General features: G+C 70.3%; 16 protein-coding genes. 7 read left to right on the forward strand and 9 right to left on the reverse strand.

Annotated features, from left to right (window positions below):
- Positions 1-87: 87 nt before the first annotated feature.
- The 3 genes from AQJ91_RS07425 to AQJ91_RS07435 all read right to left on the reverse strand — a co-directional run bounded on the left by AQJ91_RS07425 (position 88) and on the right by AQJ91_RS07435 (position 3,464).
- The gene (locus AQJ91_RS07425; protein WP_067017651.1) at positions 88-1,548 is read right to left on the reverse strand and encodes an ABC transporter permease; all 1,461 of its coding nucleotides are present in this window, start codon (positions 1,546-1,548) and stop codon (positions 88-90) included.
- A gap of 136 nt (positions 1,549-1,684) precedes the next feature.
- Complete coding sequence (locus tag AQJ91_RS07430; protein ID WP_067018048.1) at positions 1,685-2,938, reverse strand: L,D-transpeptidase; 1,254 nt, start codon at positions 2,936-2,938, stop codon at positions 1,685-1,687.
- A 220-nt stretch (positions 2,939-3,158) separates the two neighbouring features.
- The gene (locus tag AQJ91_RS07435) at positions 3,159-3,464 is read right to left on the reverse strand and encodes a hypothetical protein (RefSeq protein ID WP_234381870.1); all 306 of its coding nucleotides are present in this window, start codon (positions 3,462-3,464) and stop codon (positions 3,159-3,161) included.
- A gap of 148 nt (positions 3,465-3,612) precedes the next feature.
- Between AQJ91_RS07435 and AQJ91_RS07440 the strand changes: the two genes are divergently transcribed.
- Together AQJ91_RS07440 and AQJ91_RS07445 are read left to right on the forward strand one after the other, a co-directional pair.
- Positions 3,613-3,927 (forward strand): hypothetical protein, encoded by a 315-nt coding sequence (locus AQJ91_RS07440; RefSeq protein WP_234381872.1) that lies wholly within the window; start codon positions 3,613-3,615, stop codon positions 3,925-3,927.
- Positions 3,928-3,969: 42 nt separating this feature from the next.
- Positions 3,970-4,761 (forward strand): hypothetical protein, encoded by a 792-nt coding sequence (locus AQJ91_RS07445; RefSeq protein WP_199847871.1) that lies wholly within the window; start codon positions 3,970-3,972, stop codon positions 4,759-4,761.
- Between the two features lie 49 nt (positions 4,762-4,810).
- Here AQJ91_RS07445 and hutH read toward each other — a convergent pair whose 3' ends face one another.
- From hutH to AQJ91_RS07460, 3 genes are all read right to left on the reverse strand, one after another.
- Positions 4,811-6,349, reverse strand: coding sequence for a histidine ammonia-lyase (hutH, locus tag AQJ91_RS07450; RefSeq protein WP_067017659.1), 1,539 nt, complete (start codon positions 6,347-6,349; stop codon positions 4,811-4,813).
- A 106-nt stretch (positions 6,350-6,455) separates the two neighbouring features.
- A complete protein-coding gene (locus tag AQJ91_RS07455) occupies positions 6,456-7,601 on the reverse strand; it encodes a GGDEF domain-containing protein (RefSeq protein ID WP_067017660.1) in 1,146 nt (381 codons plus the stop codon).
- 327 nt (positions 7,602-7,928) lie between these two features.
- On the reverse strand, positions 7,929-8,729 hold the full coding sequence (locus AQJ91_RS07460; protein WP_067017661.1) for an enoyl-CoA hydratase/isomerase family protein: 801 nt from the start codon (positions 8,727-8,729) through the stop codon (positions 7,929-7,931).
- Positions 8,730-8,956: 227 nt separating this feature from the next.
- Between AQJ91_RS07460 and AQJ91_RS48910 the strand changes: the two genes are divergently transcribed.
- On the forward strand, positions 8,957-9,607 hold the full coding sequence (locus tag AQJ91_RS48910; RefSeq protein ID WP_234381874.1) for a hypothetical protein: 651 nt from the start codon (positions 8,957-8,959) through the stop codon (positions 9,605-9,607).
- A gap of 28 nt (positions 9,608-9,635) precedes the next feature.
- Here the strand turns inward: AQJ91_RS48910 and AQJ91_RS07470 are convergent, their stop codons facing one another.
- Together AQJ91_RS07470 and AQJ91_RS07475 are read right to left on the reverse strand one after the other, a co-directional pair.
- Entirely contained in the window at positions 9,636-10,766 is a 1,131-nt protein-coding gene (locus AQJ91_RS07470) for an adenylate/guanylate cyclase domain-containing protein (protein WP_067017664.1), read from the reverse strand.
- A 200-nt stretch (positions 10,767-10,966) separates the two neighbouring features.
- On the reverse strand, positions 10,967-11,827 hold the full coding sequence (locus AQJ91_RS07475; protein WP_067017665.1) for a biotin--[acetyl-CoA-carboxylase] ligase: 861 nt from the start codon (positions 11,825-11,827) through the stop codon (positions 10,967-10,969).
- A 110-nt stretch (positions 11,828-11,937) separates the two neighbouring features.
- On the opposite strand from AQJ91_RS07475, the gene AQJ91_RS07480 reads away from it, so the two are divergent.
- Both AQJ91_RS07480 and AQJ91_RS48915 read left to right on the forward strand, forming a co-directional pair.
- On the forward strand, positions 11,938-13,539 hold the full coding sequence (locus tag AQJ91_RS07480; RefSeq protein WP_067017666.1) for an acyl-CoA carboxylase subunit beta: 1,602 nt from the start codon (positions 11,938-11,940) through the stop codon (positions 13,537-13,539).
- Between the two features lie 15 nt (positions 13,540-13,554).
- Positions 13,555-13,764, forward strand: coding sequence for an acyl-CoA carboxylase epsilon subunit (locus AQJ91_RS48915; protein WP_079084743.1), 210 nt, complete (start codon positions 13,555-13,557; stop codon positions 13,762-13,764).
- Positions 13,765-13,798: 34 nt separating this feature from the next.
- Here the strand turns inward: AQJ91_RS48915 and AQJ91_RS07485 are convergent, their stop codons facing one another.
- The gene (locus tag AQJ91_RS07485) at positions 13,799-14,923 is read right to left on the reverse strand and encodes an SGNH/GDSL hydrolase family protein (RefSeq protein WP_067017667.1); all 1,125 of its coding nucleotides are present in this window, start codon (positions 14,921-14,923) and stop codon (positions 13,799-13,801) included.
- Positions 14,924-15,060: 137 nt separating this feature from the next.
- Here AQJ91_RS07485 and mmpB point away from each other — a divergent pair, with 137 nt between their 5' ends.
- Together mmpB and AQJ91_RS07490 are read left to right on the forward strand one after the other, a co-directional pair.
- The gene (gene mmpB, locus AQJ91_RS57300) at positions 15,061-15,189 is read left to right on the forward strand and encodes a morphogenic membrane protein MmpB (protein WP_267891173.1); all 129 of its coding nucleotides are present in this window, start codon (positions 15,061-15,063) and stop codon (positions 15,187-15,189) included.
- Between the two features lie 22 nt (positions 15,190-15,211).
- Positions 15,212-15,829: a Maf family protein gene (locus AQJ91_RS07490; protein WP_067017668.1), complete on the forward strand. Its 618-nt coding sequence runs from the start codon at positions 15,212-15,214 to the stop codon at positions 15,827-15,829.
- The last annotated feature ends 8 nt before the right edge of the window (positions 15,830-15,837 follow it).

Here is a 15,837-nt window from a genome sequence, read left to right on the forward strand (position 1 = left end):
GCCGGGGCGGCACGGGTGGGCGCAGGCGGCACACCGTTTGGCGCCGGGCCGTGCGACCCACGCCCGCCCAGCCGCAGCCGACGTCAGCTACTCGACGCGGCGCAGTGCGTCAGCCGGCCGCAACCGAGACGCCCGCCACCCACCGAACGCCCCCGCGATCAGCCCACCGGCCACAGCAAGCCCCACCGCAAGACCAACGGTCGTCAGACTGACCGGCGCGGTGAGCGCGACATCGAGCGTCGTGGCCGATGCCTGCCGTCCAGGACCACCGAAGCCTCCGCCACCCCCGGGCCCGCCCATACCGCCTCCGCCACTCCCCAACTGCGCCTGCAACGTGGGACTGATCGCGGTGACGGCATACGCCCCCGCCAACCCGACCGCGATCCCCAGCACCCCACCGAGCAGCCCGTTGACCACGGCCTCCCCCACGACCTGCCGGGTCACCCGCCCCGACTTCCACCCGAGCGCCTTCAACGTGCCGAACTCCCGCACCCGACGGGACACAGCCGACGACGTCAGCAACCCCGCAACCAGAAACGCGGCCACCAGCACAGCGACGGACAGCCACTTACCCACATTGGCGGCCAGAGAAGAAGCCGTCGACAGGGACCCCGACACCGTGTCCGCAAGGTCCGCCGACGTCGTCACCGTCGTACCCGAGACGTTCTTCTGGATCGCCGACTTGACGGAGTCGATCCGTTGCGAGTCGGTCGCCTTGACATAGATCGTGGTGACCTTGTCCTTCGCGTCGGCGAGCGTCTGCGCCGGCTTCAGCGGGATGTAGAGGTTGGCGGCCGGGTCACCGCTGCTGGCCGTCGCGATGCCGACGACCTCGAACTTGGTGCCCTTGACGGTGACGGTGGAGCCGATCTCGAGCTTCTTCTCCTTGGCGTACGCGGAGTCGGCGACGGCGACCCTCGCGTCGGTCTCCGTCGTCTTGAAGGTCCGCCCGCTGGTGATCGTCGAGGAGGTCAGCGGACCGAGGGCAGGCTCGGTGACGTCGGTGCCGTAGACGGCGTAGTTGTTGACGTCGAAGTCGGCGCCGCCGCCCTGCACTTCGCCCTGTGGCTGACCGGTGCCGCCACCGGGCCCGCCCGGCTGACCACCGCTGTCGCCCTCGCCCTGCTGGAACTGGCCCCGGGTGAACTGCCCGCTGACCTTGATGACCTGGAGGCTCAGCCCGCCCACGGCGTCCGAGACCCCACTCTGCGAGCCGACCTTGGCGACGGCGGAGCCGGCCAGCGTCTGGAAGCCCTGGACCATCACACGGTCCGTGCTCTGCTCCTCGTCGGAGCCGTCCTCCCGGGCGTCGAACTGGAACCGCGGCCGATCGGAGGCGTCCGCCGCGGGCTCGGCGGCCTTGGTGACGGTCATGTCCGTGCCGAGGCCGTACAGGGACTGCAGGACCTTGTCCTGGGCCTTGCTCATGCCGGAGGACACGGAGTTGACCACGATGACCAGCGCGATGCCCAGCGCGAGGCCGGAGGCGACGACTAGGGCCGCTTTTCTGCGGCGGCGCAGCTCGCGCCTCAGGTAGGTGAAGAACATGCGCCGCAAGCTAGGTACGGCGCGTGATGAAGGGATAAAGCCGAAATAAGAGAAGGATGAGAAGGCTGTGGCCGACCCCGGAAACACCGGTGCCGCCCCTGGGGGCGGCACCGGAAAGCTGTGAACCGAAGGTCGGTCAGACCGCCGAACCGGCCTTCCAGTCGGCCCAGTTCATGTTCCAGCCGTTGAGGCCGTTGTCCGGCGAGACCGTCCTGTCGCCGGTGTTCTGGACGACCACGACGTCACCGATCATCGAGTTGTTGTAGAACCACGCGCCCGGTGTGTTCGGGTCCTTGGCGCCCTTGGTGTCGGACAGGCCCACACAGCCGTGGCTGGTGTTCACGCTGCCGAAGATGGACTTGGCGCCCCAGTAGTTGCCGTGCACGAAGGTGCCGGAGGTGGTCAGACGCATGGCGTGCGGCACGTCCTTGATGTCGTACTCGCCCTTGCCGTCGTCGTCGGTGAAGCCGACCGTCGCGCCGTTCATCCGGGTCTCCGTGAACTTCTCGGAGATCACCATCTGGCCCTCGTACGTCTTGTTCTCGGGCGAACCGGCGGATATCGGGATGGTCCTGACCGTCTTGCCGTCCTGCGTGATCTTCATCTGCTTGGTCTTGGCGTCGACGTACGTGACCTGGTTGCGGCCGATCTTGAAGGTGACCGTCTTCTGCTGGACGCCGTAGACACCGTCGGCACCTTCGACGCCGTCGAGGGCCATCTTCAGGGTGACGGTGGCGCCCTCCGCCCAGTACTCGTCGGGGCGGCAGTCCATGCGCTTGGTGTTGAACCAGTGGCAGACGACTTCCTGGCCGCTGGTGGTGGAGACGGTGATGCCCTTCTGGACGGCCGCCTTGTCGGTGATGTCCTTGTCGAAGTTGATCGACACGGGCATGCCGACGCCGACCGTGGAGCCGTCCTCCGGCGTGAAGTAGCCGAGGAAGCTGTTGGCCGGGGAGACCGTGGTGAACGAGGCGTTCTCGTGGGCGACGCGCTTCTCGGCGTCCTCGGCCGTCACCGTGATCTTGTAGGTGGTCGAGCGCTCCAGCTGGACGGTGGGCTTCCAACTGGTCTTGTCCGCGGATATCTCACCCTCGACGGCGGCACCGTCGGCGGTCGTCATCGTCACCTCGGTGAGCGTGCCCTTGCTCACGGTGACGGCGGCGGAGCTGTTGATGGAGGCGTTGTCGCTGCCGTCCTCCGGCGTGATCTTGATCTGGGCCTCGGACGTCTTCTTGGCGGCCGCCTCGTCGACCTTGGCCTGCGAGCTGTCGTTGCCGCTGTCGCCGCCGGAGGCATCGTTGTCGCCACCGGAACAGGCCGACAGCACCAGGACACCGCCGAGCAGTGCGGACGCGACCGTCAGGCCCCTACGCCGCTTACTGTTCGTCATCACACGCTTCTCCATCGTCGCCGATCCCCACATACCCCGAGAGTCCCCGTCAAGAATCTTCTACGCTACGACCGGTTCGTCCCGTTCCACATCCCTTGCATTTGTGGGGCACACCACGTCCGCCGTGGCGGGTGGTGCGGGTATCGGTCAGTGCGCCCCTTGAGACGACGAAACCCCGGGCGGCGGTTGCCGCCCGGGGTCACGAATTCCCCAAGCGCCGTCAGCCGGCCGCCTCTTCTTCCTCGTCCTCGTCGACATCATCCTCGTCGAGGTCCCACTCGGGCGAATCGGGGTCGTAGTCGATGTGCTCGCTGGACCAGGAGGCCTGCGCGAGTTCCACCTCCGGCACCTCGCTGACCAGGTCGAACGGATCCACGAGATACGCGAGGGCCTCCGCGGTGTCTTCCGTCACAGCGTTCTCGGCATGTACCCGTTCGTCGTCCGGCATATCGCTGTCGTCGGCAATCCGCCGCAGTGCGGCCTTCGTCACAGCGTCCGCGTCGTCCACTTCGAGGACGAGTTCCACGCGAAGCCGTACAAATCGTGATGTCTCTGGAGTGCTCATGCCCGGAGCGTACGACTCATGGCCCCCGTGACTTTCCCGTGACCCGCACCTTTCACTAATATCGGCCCACACGGCCAATTCGCCAGCGCCACAAGGGGATCGATATTCCGTGTCATCCGCTCGTCGTCCGTTGCTGACCGCCACCGCCGCGGGAACCCTGCTGGGCGCCCTGTGGTTCGTCCCCTCGGCGAACGCGTCGGCGGACCAGCCGACCAGAACAGAGCCTTCGGCGACCCCGTCGGCGCAGGTCACCCAGCAGGCGCGGGTCGCCGCCGAGACGGCGGACAGCACCGGGAACGGCACCCGGCTCGCCGACACGGGCAGCTTCGACACCACGCCGTACGTCATCGGCGGGACCGTCTTCCTCACCATGGGCGCCGGGTTCGTCGCGTACTCGGTTCGCCGGGAACGTCTGGGTTTCTGAATTGACTTGACGCGACCTTCACACGGACCTCATAGTCCGCGCATGAAGAGATCATCGGGCGTGCGTGTAGCCGCCACGGTTGCCGTGAGTGCGCTGTCGCTCGCCCTTGTCACAGGCTGCGGCGGGGGGTCGGTCGACTCCAAGGAGTCCAAGGAGTCGGACGGGCAGGCCACGACGGCCGCGAAGGCGCTCAGCGCCGCGGAATTGGAGAAGCTGGTCCTCGCCAAGGGCGACGTCGACGGATACACGGTCGGATCGACGCTCGACAACGAGAGGTTCGCCGCTTCGAAGGACAAGCTCACTGTCACCGACACGGCCTGTGAACCGGTCGCCCACGTGGTGACCGGATTCGTGCCCGGCGACTCGGCGACGGACACGAGCCGCCGGGTCACCGAGGAGAAGAAGCCCACGGACACCGCCTCCAAGGCCCTGGAGGACCTGTCGGAGGAGGAGTTCGAGGAGGCCTTCGGGGACGCGTTGAGCGTCGACCTCACCCTCGTCTCCCTCTCCTCCTACGAGGGTGACGGTGCCACGGCCACCATGAAGTCGCTCTCCGAGGCGGTCGACGGCTGCGCCGGCGGTTTCACGGTGAAGTCCGGCAAGGAGGAGGCCGAGTACTCGAAGGTCGCCTCCGAAGACGCATCCGGAGCCGGTGACGAGTCGGTGGCCTTCGCCGTGACCGGCGAGGAGAACTCCGTGGTGCACGGCGCGGTGGTGCGCCACGGCAACACCATCGCGACGTATTACACGGTCAACATGGGCAAGGCGACGACCGGCGGGAAGTACACCGTCCCGGCCGCGGTGATCGACGCCCAGGCCGCCAAGCTCAAGTAGGCATCCGCCGGGGCCCTGTCGCGCGTGCGCCAGGGCCCCCTCGCATGTCCTACCGCAACGGCCCGGTGACCGTCTCCGCCACCGCGACCAGCCGCCCGTCGCGCACGAACGCGTCCGCCGCGGCCAGGTCGGGCGCCAGGAACCGGTCCGGCCCCGGACCCTCGGCCCCGGTCTTCCGTACGGCATCGATGACGGCCTGCGACGCCGGCGCCGGGGCGAGCCCCTCGCGCAACTCCACGGCGCGCGTGGCGGCGTACAGCTCGACGGCGATGACGCGGGTGAGGTTGTCGACGGCCGTACGCAGCTTCCGCGCCGCCGACCACCCCATGGACACGTGATCCTCCTGCATGGCGGAGGAGGGAATCGAGTCGGCGGAAGCAGGAACCGCGAGCCGCTTCATCTCACTCACCAGCGCGGCCTGCGTGTACTGGGCGATCATGAGCCCGGAGTCGACGCCGGGGTCGTCCGCGAGGAACGGCGGCAGACCGTGGCTGCGGTTCTTGTCGAGCAGCCGGTCGGTGCGACGCTCGGCGATGGAGGCGAGGTCGGCGACGGCGATGGCGAGGAAGTCGAGGACGTACGCGACCGGCGCCCCGTGGAAGTTGCCGTTGGACTCCACGCGCCCGTCCGGGAGTACGACGGGATTGTCGACGGCGGAGGCGAGTTCACGCTCGGCGACCAGCCGGGCGTGCGCCATGGTGTCGCGTCCCGCGCCGGCGACCTGCGGGGCGCAGCGCACGGAGTAGGCGTCCTGGACGCGCGGGGCGTCGTCCTGGTGATGCCCGGTCAGCCCCGAACCCTTCAGCACGGCCAGCATGTTGGCGGCGGAGTCGCCCTGCCCCGGATGCGGCCGGATGGCGTGCAGTTCAGGCGCGAGCACCTTGTCTGTCCCGAGCAGGGCCTCCAGCGACAGCGCCGCCGTGATGTCGGCGGACTTGTACAGCTTCTCCAGGTCGGCGAGGGCCATGATCAGCATGCCGAGCATGCCGTCGGTGCCGTTGAGGAGGGCGAGCCCCTCCTTCTCGCGCAGTTCGACGGGCGCGATCCCGTGCCCGGTGAGCAGTTCACCCGCGGGCCGCACGGTCCCGTCCGGGCCCTCGGCGTCGCCCTCCCCCATGAGCGTGAGGGCGCAGTGGGAGAGCGGGGCGAGGTCGCCGGAGCAGCCGAGGGAGCCGTACTCGTGGACGACGGGGGTGATCCCGGCGTTGAGGACGTCGGCCATGGTCCGGGCGACCTCGGGTCGCACCCCCGTATGCCCCGAACAGAGGGTCTTGAGCCGCAGGAACATCAGCGCGCGCACGACCTCACGCTCGACCCGCGGCCCCATACCGGCGGCATGCGAACGGACGATGTTGCGCTGCAACTGGGCCCGCAGTTCCTGGCCGATGTGCCGGTTCGCGAGGGCGCCGAAACCGGTGGAGACGCCGTAGACGGGGTCGGGCTTGGCCGCCAGCGCGTCCACGATCCCGCGGGCCGCGGCGAGGGCCGCGACCGCCTCCCCGGAGAGCTCGACCCGGGCGCCGCCGCGCGCCACGGCGAGAACGTCGGACGCGGTCACGCCGGACGTCCCCACCACCACAGTGTGCATATCCATATTCAGGAGCGTACGCAGTGAAGACGATGATGTCACCAGTGGGGCCGGGGTCAGCCCCTTACCGATGGGTACCGCTCGGCACTGCCGGGTGCCGCTGTCGTCAGCGCCGCCCACGGAACCGGCGCCGCTCGGCGGTGGTCTCCCGGGAGGGCTCGTCGGCCAGCCGTACGACCGGATCATCGGGCCCCTCACGCCCCGCGACGACGGGCTTGCGGCCACGCAGGGCCTTGGCCTGGTACTGAGCGGCGTCGGCGAGCCGGAAGAGCCGGCGCGCGGACCGTACGGGCCCGATCGGATCCTGGGTGGAGGCAACCCCACAGGCGACGCCCTCGCCGAGCTCCAACTCATCGGCGCGACGGCACAGTTCCTCGGCCGCCTTGACGACCGCGTCGGCGGGCGGCCCGACGGCGAGCAGACAGAACTCGTCACCGCCGAGACGGGCGGCGAGCGCGCCGGGCAGCATGGCGCCGCACAGGGACAGCACGGACCCGAACCGCTCCAGGAGGCGGTCGCCGACGGCATGCCCGCAGGTGTCGTTGACGCGCTTGAGCCCGTTCAGGTCGCAGACGACGAGACTGACGACGACCTGGTCGTTGCGATGCCGCTCGATGGCCTCCTCGAGCCGTACATCGACGGCACGGCGGTTGGCCAGCCCGGTGAGGGCGTCGGTGAAGGCGAGCCGTCTGGCCTCCTCCAGCCGCTCGGCCTGCGCGATCCCGGCGGCGACGACGGCGGCGAGGACGGTGGCGAAGTCGGCGTCGCCCCGGTCGAAGACGGGCGCACCGACGGGCCGGGCGACGTACAGCTCTCCCCAGGCCCGCCCGTTCAGCACGATCGGCGCGACGACACAGCAGCCACGCCCGCGCCGCCGCAGCGCGGCGACCCGCTGATGGCAGTACCCGGGCCGGCGCCCCACCGCGGGCCCCTCGGCGGTCTCGACCCAGGCGTTGGGTTCACCGCCCCGGGCCCAGCGCTCGTGCAGAAACTCGGTGATCTCAGGAAACTGATGCACCGGATAGGCCTCGTCATCCGGAAACTCGGCCTCCCTCCCGTTCCGCTCCCCCACATTCACAAGCACCCGCAACCGCCCGAGCTCCCGCTCCCACACCGACAGCGCGGCAAAACTCCCCCCGAGCGCCCGCCGGGCCCCGTTCGCCGCCGCCCGCCACGCCTCCCGCGCACCGTGCGCCGCCGCCATCCCCTGCGCCAACGCGACCACGGCCGCCAGCCGCCTGTCCTCACCCATCACTCCAGGCTAGGGATGTTCAGGACGAAATGGGACGTTGGCGTGGCGAACGAGGGCCTCCGGCGGTGGGGCGGTGGCGTTGGTGAGCCCTGGCGCCCTGGGGCTCCGCCCCCAGACCCCCGGCCTATGCCCACCCACCACCCGTTTACGGCCCTTCCAGCCCGTCCGGCGTTTGAGGACAAGGCCCCTTCAGGGCTTGGAGCGGGGTCCGGGGCGGCAGCCCCAGCGGGGTCGGAGGGGCGGAGCCCCTGGGGATGGGACGGGTAGGGGCGGCGGGGGCGAGAAAAGCCCGACGCCCGCCACGTCACCGGCAAGCGCAACCCCCACCTACTCCCCCGGCCACTCCGGCTTCCGCTTCTCGTTGAACGCGGCGACCCCCTCCGCCCGGTCCCCCGAGAACGCGACCGACCGCCACGCCGCATCCTCGACCTCCAGCCCGGCCCGCAGATCCAGCCCATGCCCGAGCCGCAGGGCACGCTTCGCCGCCCGCAGCCCGACCGGCGAGTTCCCCGCGATCCGGGCCCCCAACGCCAGTGCCTCCTCCCGGTCCCGCCCGGCCTCCACCACCTGATCCACCAGACCCAGCTCGCGAGCCTCCCCCGCATCCACCCGCCGCGCCGTGAAGATCAGCTCGGCCGCCCGCGCCGCCCCCACCCGACGCGGCAGCAACTGCGTACCCCCACCCCCGGGAATCACGCCCACCGACACCTCCGGCAACCCCACCACGGCCGTCATGTCGGCCACGATCACATCGCAGGCCAGCGCCAGCTCGAAGCCACCGCCCAGCGCGAACCCGTGCACGGCCGCGATCGTCGGCACCGGCAGCTCCAGTACGCCGGTGTACGCCCCCCGCGCCACCGGCCGCTGCCGCACCAACTCCGCGTCATTGAACGAGTTCCGCTCCTTCAGATCCGCCCCGACACAGAACGCCCGCTCATGCGTCGACGTCACCACGACCACCCGTACGCTCCGGTCCTCGCCCAGCGCCGCACACGCGTCCGCGATCGAGCGGGCCATCTCCGTCGAGACGGCGTTCATGGCCTTGGGCCGGTCGAGGGCGAGCTCCGCGACATGCCGCTGCTCGTGCCGCCGCACCAGCACGAACTCCCCGAACCGTTCCTCACTCATGACACCCTCCCGGTTAACGCGGGTTAACAAGACTCACCCCGATCATCGCAGCCGAGCCCCACAGGGGGAAGAACAACCGTCCCGGTTCCGCCCGGTTCCCCTTCCGGCGCCCGACACCTCGTTCGAGTGACATACCACCCGACTCCCACCGCACCGCCCACGCCAGCGCATAACGTGCCCACGGCCACGGCGCGTTGGGGGCGCGACAGCTTCGGGGAGGGGTCTGTGTGAGCGTAACGACGGAGGACACGACGGGATCGACGAGATCCGGAACCCAGGCGGAGCCGACACCCGGCGCAGACGACACAACACCGCCGGGGACACCCGGCCCTCACCTCTTCGGCTCCCGGGGCCGGCACCGCCGCCCACGGCCACGCAGGGTCCTGCTCGCCGCGGGCGGCCTCGTCCTGGCCGCCGGCGCACTGAGCCTGGTACGGCTGATGCCGGACCCGGGCGCCGACGGGCTCAGTACCGCGAAGGGGACCCCGGATCCGGCACCAGGCAAGGACACAAGCACGGACACGGACCGCGCGACGAACACCGCCGCCACCTTCGGCGCCGTACCGGACGGGAGCCCGTCCGCACCCTCAGCCATGGGCGGCCCGACCGCCGCACCGACCACAAGCACCATCGTCATCCCGACGCCGGGCACGACCACCGCACCGACGACCACGCCCGCAACCGCCCCCCGGCCGACGCACACCACCCCGCCCCGGCCCCCGGCGGCAGCACCGCCGACCACGGCCCCACAACCACCGACCACCCAGACTCCGCCGCACCCGGCCGCCAACTCCCCGGCCCCGCGGCCCAGCCGGCCCGGCGGCGTCTGCGTCCCGGTCATAGGCCTGTGCGTGGACCCGCTGTCGGACGGAGGCTGACGGTCCGCCTACGCCCGCCTACGTCCGTCTACGCCGGCCCGTCACCACGCCGCGTGAGCAGCCACGGCTCGACGACCCCGAGCCCGCGGACGGGCCGCTGCCACATCGGCTGGAGCGCGAAGCGGTACGTCGGCGGCTCCTCGCCCTCCTTCTCCGCGGTGGCCACGGCCTCGGCGGCCTCCGCCTCGGAGGCGGGCGCCTCGCCGCTGCGGATGAGCTCCTCGGCGAAGGCGGTGTCGACGAGCACGGCGTCACGCGGAGCTATCGACGTCAACCGGGAGGCGAGGTTCACCGTCGTTCCGAAGACATCGCCCATACGGGTGGTCACCGTGCCGAAGGCGATGCCGACGCGCAGCTCGGGCATGGTCTCGTCGTGTGCCATGGTCTCGATGAGGCGCAGCGCGATCTCGGAGGCGACGGCGGCGTCGTCTGCGGAGTACAGGACCTCGTCTCCGAGGGTCTTGACGAGCCGCCCGCCGCGCGCGGCGACCAGGTCGGCGGCGGTGGTCTCGAAGGCCTCGACGAGCTCGCCGAGCTCCTCCTCCTCCATACGGCGGGTGAGGCGCGTGAACCCGACGAGATCGGCGAAGCCGACGCACAGCCGCCGGTTCACCATCTCCTCGTCGTCGGCGGCCTGGATGACCCGGCCGGTGGCGGCGGCGAGCTGGCGCCGCCAGACGTAGACGAGGAACTCCTCCAGCTCGGGCAGCAGCAGCTCGACCAGCGGATACGTCACCTCGGTGCGTGTCATCCCCGGCTCGGGCGGCTCGGTCAGCCCCTCCAGGAACGAGTCGATCTGCCACTCGGCCAGCCGGGCGGTGGTCTGCCCGGTGGACCGCGCCACCTGCACGGCCATGGCCTCGCTCAGCAGCCCCGCCTCGACGAGACCGGAGAGCCGGCGCAGGGCCAGTACGTCGGCCTCCGTGAGCGCCTTGGCCTGCCCGATGTCGGCGAAGCCCATGGCCCGCCAGAAGCGGGTGGCCAGCTCCACGGAGACGCCGGCGCTACGGGCCGCCTGAAAGGGGGTGTAGCGCCGCTCGGCGCCGAGGATGAGCTGTTCGATGCGCAGGGCGAGCGGATCCTCGCCGGTGTCGGCGGCGTAGGGAGGGTCCACCCGGCCGTGCGCGCCCGTGCCGGAGCCCGTGTCGTCGACGGTCACGCCTGCTGCCCTTCCGATCTGCCACGGTCAGGTATCGACCGGCCTTCACTTTACGGCAGGTGTGCGCCAGCTCACTCCCGAGAGGATGTCCGTAGCGGCGGGCGGTGCTGCCGACAGTGTCTTTCGAGGTCCACTTCTTCACCGGCCGTGAACGGGTGGCGGGTGGGCACAGGCCGGGGTCCGGGGGCGGAGCCCCAGCGCTACACGCCCCGCAGATGCACGATGTCCCCGGCCCCCACAGGCTCCTGCACCCCCTCCCCCGTAGCGATCACCAACCGCCCGTCCCCATCGATCGCCACAGCCTCCCCGGTGATGGACCGATCCCCCGGCAACTCGGCCCGCACCACCCGCCCCAACGTCGCGCACCCCGCCGCATACGTCTCCTGCAGCCCACTGACGACGGGATCACCCCCCGCAGCCCGCCACTGCCCGTACCACTCCTCCAGCGCCCGCAGCACGCCCCGAAGCAGCGGATCCCGATCCGTACTCACCGCCCCGGCAAGCGCCAGCGACCCCGCGCCAGGCACCGGCAGCTCGTCCTCCCGCAGGCTGACATTGACGCCGACCCCGACGACCACTCCGTCGCCCTCGGCCCGCTCGGCCAGGATCCCGCCGGCCTTGCGCTCCTCGCCCCCCACGATCACCAGCAGGTCGTTCGGCCACTTGAGTGCCGTATCGACCCCGGCGGCCCGCGACAGCCCCGTAGCCACCGCCACGCCCGTGAGCAGCGGCAGCCACCCCCACCGCGCCACCGGCACCTCGCTCGGCCGCAGCAGCACGGAGAAGAACAGCCCGGACCGGGCCGGCGCGGTCCACTGCCGGTCGAGCCGCCCCCGCCCTGAGGTCTGCTCCTCGGCGACGAGGACCGTACCCTCGGCGGCCTTGCCCGCGGCCGCCAAGGCCACCAGGTCGGAGTTGGTGGATCCGGTGCTCTGCACGACCTCCACCTCGGACCACAGGGAACCCTCCCGCACCAGCCCCCGGCGCAGGGCCGCGGCGTTGAGGGGCGGACGGTCCAGGTCGGACCAACGGCTGTCGTCTGATGCATCTTGCGGCGTCATGCAAGCCACCCTAGGTGTGGTAAACGCCGCACTGCCGATTGGTAGGCACCCCATTACTCTACGGATGAGTAACCGTCCCCACTTTTGAGCAGGCAGGGAGCAGCATCCCGATGTCCGAGCTGGAAGAGCGTCAAGAGATCGACATCCACACCACCGCGGGCAAGCTCGCGGATCTCCAGCGCCGCATCGAGGAAGCGACGCACGCCGGCTCCGCACGCGCCGTGGAAAAGCAGCACGCCAAGGGTAAGTTGACGGCCCGTGAGCGGATCGACCTGCTGCTCGACGAGGGGTCTTTCGTCGAGTTGGACGAGTTCGCCCGGCACCGCTCCACCAACTTCGGCCTCGACAAGAACCGCCCGTACGGGGACGGCGTCGTCACCGGCTACGGCACGGTCGACGGCCGCCCGGTCGCGGTCTTCTCGCAGGACTTCACCATCTTCGGCGGCGCGCTGGGCGAGGTCTACGGCCAGAAGATCGTCAAGGTGATGGACTTCGCGCTGAAGACCGGGTGCCCGGTCATCGGCATCAACGACTCCGGCGGCGCCCGTATCCAGGAGGGCGTGGCCTCCCTCGGCGCCTACGGCGAGATCTTCCGCCGCAACACCCACGCCTCCGGCGTGATCCCGCAGATCTCCCTCGTCGTCGGCCCGTGCGCGGGCGGCGCGGTCTACTCCCCCGCGATCACCGACTTCACGGTCATGGTCGACCAGACCTCACACATGTTCATCACCGGCCCGGACGTCATCAAGACGGTCACCGGCGAGGACGTCGGCTTCGAGGAGCTGGGCGGCGCCCGTACCCACAACTCCGCGTCCGGCGTGGCGCACCACATGGCCGGGGACGAGAAGGACGCCATCGAGTACGTCAAGCAGCTGCTGTCGTACCTGCCGTCCAACAACCTCTCCGAGCCGCCCTCCTTCCCGGAGGAGGCGGACCTCGCCGTCACGGACGAGGACCGCGAGCTGGACACGATCGTGCCGGACAGCGCGAACCAGCCGTACGACATGCACACGGTGATCGAACACATCCTGGACGACGCGGAGTTCTTCGAGACCCAGCCCCTGTTCGCCCCGAACATCCTCACCGGCTACGGCCGTGTCGAGGGCCGGCCCGTCGGCATCGTCGCCAACCAGCCGATGCAGTTCGCCGGCTGCCTCGACATCGACGCGTCCGAGAAGGCGGCCCGCTTCGTCCGCACCTGCGACGCCTTCAACGTCCCGGTCATCACCTTCGTCGACGTCCCCGGCTTCCTCCCGGGCGTCGACCAGGAGCACACGGGCATCATCCGCCGAGGCGCGAAGCTGATCTACGCGTACGCGGAGGCGACGGTCCCCCTGATCACGGTCATCACCCGCAAGGCCTTCGGCGGCGCCTACGACGTCATGGGCTCCAAGCACCTGGGTGCCGACCTCAACCTGGCCTGGCCGACCGCCCAGATCGCCGTCATGGGCGCCCAGGGCGCGGTCAACATCCTGCACCGCCGCACGATCGCCGAGGCGGAGGCCGCCGGTGACCTGGAGGCGACCCGCGCCCGGCTGATCCAGGAGTACGAGGACGCCCTCCTCAACCCCTACATCGCGGCCGAACGCGGCTACATCGACTCGGTGATCATGCCGTCCGACACCCGCCGCCACGTCGTACGGGGCCTACGGCAACTGCGCACGAAGCGCGAGTCCCTGCCCCCGAAGAAGCACGGCAACATCCCCCTCTAGTCCCCAGGAGCCGACATGACGATCAAAGTCCTGCGAGGCAACCCGACCCCGGAGGAGCTGGCCGCCGCCCTGGCGGTAGTCCGCGCCCGCGCCGCGGCGGCAGCAACAACGCCACCCGGCGCCCCCACAGAACGCGACTCCTGGTCCGACCCCGCCCGTATCGCGGCCCACCGCCTACCCCAGCCGGGCCCATCAACATGGGCGCGCACTTACTGGCCGGGGTAAGGAAAGCGCCCCGTCAGCCCCCACAGACTCGCAGCTACAGACAACCCGCCACAGCCTCGGCCATCACCCCGTACCCCTCGTCATTGGGGTGCAGATGATCACCGAAGTCATAAGCCACCCGCAGCCGATCCGGATCCCCCGGATCGGCCAGCGCGCGCTGAAGGTCAACCACCACGTCGTACTCCCCCGAGCAACGAATCCACTCGTTGACCTCATGACCCACCTTCGCCGCATGCTCCCCCCAGTGGTCCGAGCCCCCGAACGGCAACAAGGTGCAGCCAACGACCTTCAGCCCGCCGGCCTGTCGTATCAACTCCCGGTGACCGTCGATCAATTGGGCGGCCTCGACCACCGGCGCCGGCTTGTACGTCGGCTGCTCACCCGTCTCACTGAAGCCGATGTCATTGAGCCCGAGCAGCACCACAACCGTGTCCACACCCCGCAGGCCGAGAACATCCCGCCCCAACCGACGCACCCCCTTCTCCCCATACCAAGCGGAGTCGTTGAGCAGCAGGTTCCCACCGATCCCGGCATTCAGCACCGCCCGCCCGGTACGCCCGGCAAGCGCGTCCGACCACCTCCGATTCGCGCCCGGCGTCGACCCGAACCCGTCCGTGATGGAGTCGCCGAAGAGGGCGATCCCGTCCGTACGGCCGGAGTCGGCCTCGACGGCGGACAGGAAGTACCAGGACTCGGTCGTAGCGTCGAACCCCGAGCCACCGGCATCCCCCGACAGATCCCCCTCCCCCCGATAGCTGGTCGCGAAGGCCTGCGCGTGAAAGGTCGCCGGCCCGGTCACCGCATCGAAGTACAGCGTGACCGTCACCGACTCCCCGGCCGCGACGGCGAGTTGAACCGCATCGCTGACGACCTCCCCCCGCGCCGGAATCTCGACGCCCCCGGCGCCCCCGAACGTGAGCGGCACGAGCGAGCCCGGCGCCACGGCGGCCTCCGCCCCCGCACGCCCCACACTCGCGCCCGCGACCCGCACCGGCGACGTGCCGTACGCGTGCGACAGCCGCACCCGTACCCGTCCCCCACCACCACCCAGCCGCACGACCTGCCGCAGCGACTGACGCCAGAAGCCCTCGCGGGACCAGTTGGGAGTGAAGCCCTCACTGGGGAGCTGGGGTGACGCGGTCCAGACGGTGGTGAACATGACACGCCCTTCCAAACGGAACCATAGTTCCCTTAGCCTAGCGCAGCCAGCCCTACTAACGGAATCCAAGTGCCTTTTGGTGAAGTTGAGTACGCGTACTCAGGCGCGCCCCGAGGCCCCCGCCGCACGCTGGAGGAATGCTGTGGTCCGACCCCGAGAACGAACCGCCCAAGGAACTGCGCGACATGCAGAACATGTTGCGGAGACTGGGCGTTCTGATCGCGTTGGCCATGCTGCTCGCGATGATCGTGCTCGGCGTGAAGTGAAGGCCGCCGCTACCCTGACCGCATGACTGATCAGCCCCGCCGCCTCGTCCTCGCCTCCGCCTCCCCCGCCCGACTCGGGCTGCTGCGGCAGGCCGGACTCGACCCCGAGGTGATCGTGAGCGGTGTCGACGAGGACGCCGTCACCGCGCCCACCCCCGCCGAGCTGGCGCTCGCCCTGGCCGAGGCGAAGGCCTCCGTCGTGGCCGCGAAGCCCGAGGTCAAGGGCGCCCTGGTGATCGGCTGCGACTCGGTGCTCGACCTGGACGGCGAGGCGCTGGGCAAGCCTGCCGACGCCGAGGAGGCGACGGCCAGGTGGAAGTCGATGCGCGGGCGCGCCGGGACACTGCAGACCGGGCACTGCGTCTACGACACGATCAGCGGCCGGTACGCCTCCGGCACCGCCTCCACCGTCGTCCGCTTCGGCGAGCCGACCGACGAGGAGATCGCGGCGTACGTCGCGTCCGGCGAACCCCTCTACGTCGCCGGGGCGTTCACACTGGACGGCCGTTCGGCGCCGTTCATCGACGGCATCGACGGCGACCACGGCAACGTGATCGGCATCAGCCTGCCCCTCGTACGCCGCCTGCTGGCCCAACTGGGCGTCGGCATCATGGAGTTGTGGACGTCCCGGGAGGCGTGACCGTGGGG

The organism is Streptomyces dysideae, assembly GCF_001514305.1.
Taxonomy (GTDB): Bacteria; Actinomycetota; Actinomycetes; order Streptomycetales; family Streptomycetaceae; genus Streptomyces; species Streptomyces dysideae.